9 tRNA genes and 1 rRNA gene are annotated in these 1027 nt (G+C 49.1%); all 10 read right to left on the reverse strand.

From position 1 onward, the window contains the following. Positions 1-8: 8 nt before the first annotated feature. A tRNA-Arg gene (locus tag O3605_RS09900) sits at positions 9-82 on the reverse strand. Positions 83-118: 36 nt separating this feature from the next. Next, positions 119-192, reverse strand: a tRNA-Arg gene (locus O3605_RS09905). A gap of 19 nt (positions 193-211) precedes the next feature. Further along, a tRNA-Leu gene (locus tag O3605_RS09910) sits at positions 212-297 on the reverse strand. Between the two features lie 7 nt (positions 298-304). Next, positions 305-376 (reverse strand) — tRNA-Gly (locus tag O3605_RS09915). 23 nt (positions 377-399) lie between these two features. Beyond that, positions 400-472, reverse strand: a tRNA-Thr gene (locus O3605_RS09920). 17 nt (positions 473-489) lie between these two features. Continuing rightward, positions 490-571 (reverse strand) — tRNA-Leu (locus O3605_RS09925). A gap of 6 nt (positions 572-577) precedes the next feature. Continuing rightward, positions 578-650 (reverse strand) — tRNA-Lys (locus O3605_RS09930). 24 nt (positions 651-674) lie between these two features. Continuing rightward, a tRNA-Asp gene (locus O3605_RS09935) sits at positions 675-747 on the reverse strand. A 2-nt stretch (positions 748-749) separates the two neighbouring features. Beyond that, a tRNA-Val gene (locus O3605_RS09940) sits at positions 750-822 on the reverse strand. A gap of 34 nt (positions 823-856) precedes the next feature. Further along, a 5S ribosomal RNA gene (gene rrf / locus O3605_RS09945) occupies positions 857-972 on the reverse strand. Positions 973-1027: the final 55 nt, after the last annotated feature.

Below are 1027 nucleotides of genomic sequence, written 5' to 3' on the forward strand. Positions count from 1 at the left end.
ACGCTTTATGCACCCTAGAGGAGTCGAACCTCTAACCGCCTGATTCGTAGTCAGGTACTCTATCCAGTTGAGCTAAGGGTGCTCGTTCCTATTCAATTATTACATAGCCTTGCGACCATGCACCCTAGAGGAGTCGAACCTCTAACCGCCTGATTCGTAGTCAGGTACTCTATCCAGTTGAGCTAAGGGTGCTTCTTTCAACCTTTGTCTATGCCGAGGACCGGAATCGAACCGGTACGATCGTTACCAATCGCAGGATTTTAAGTCCTGTGCGTCTGCCAGTTCCGCCACCCCGGCCTCCTCAAGCGAACGACGGGATTCGAACCCGCGACCCCCACCTTGGCAAGGTGGTGTTCTACCACTGAACTACGTTCGCATTGCTTTCTTTATATAAAAAAATGCCGGCTACATGACTTGAACACGCGACCCTCTGATTACAAATCAGATGCTCTACCAACTGAGCTAAGCCGGCTCATTATTATTCTCTTATGCGGGTTAAGGGACTTGAACCCCCACGCCGTAAAGCGCCAGATCCTAAATCTGGTGCGTCTGCCAATTCCGCCAAACCCGCAAAATATGACCCGTACTGGGCTCGAACCAGTGACCCATTGATTAAAAGTCAATTGCTCTACCAACTGAGCTAACGAGTCTTAAAATAATTTTCATTATCTTAACGGTCCCGACGGGAATCGAACCCGCGATCTTCGCCGTGACAGGGCGACGTGATAACCGCTACACTACGGGACCTATGGGAGTTAACGGGATCGAACCGCTGACCCTCTGCTTGTAAGGCAGATGCTCTCCCAGCTGAGCTAAACTCCCAAATGAGCCTAGTATCTACTAGGCTCAATCTCTTGCTAAGCGACTACCTTATCTCACAGGGGGCAACCCCCAACTACTTCCGGCGTTCTAGGGCTTAACTGCTGTGTTCGGCATGGGTACAGGTGTATCTCCTAGGCTATCGTCACTTAACTCTGAATGATTAAACATTCAAAATTGAACATCTATATTCTAACAAGTTAACCTT

This window comes from Streptococcus sp. 27098_8_99 (assembly GCF_041431935.1).
Taxonomy (GTDB): Bacteria; Bacillota; Bacilli; order Lactobacillales; family Streptococcaceae; genus Streptococcus; species Streptococcus parasanguinis_D.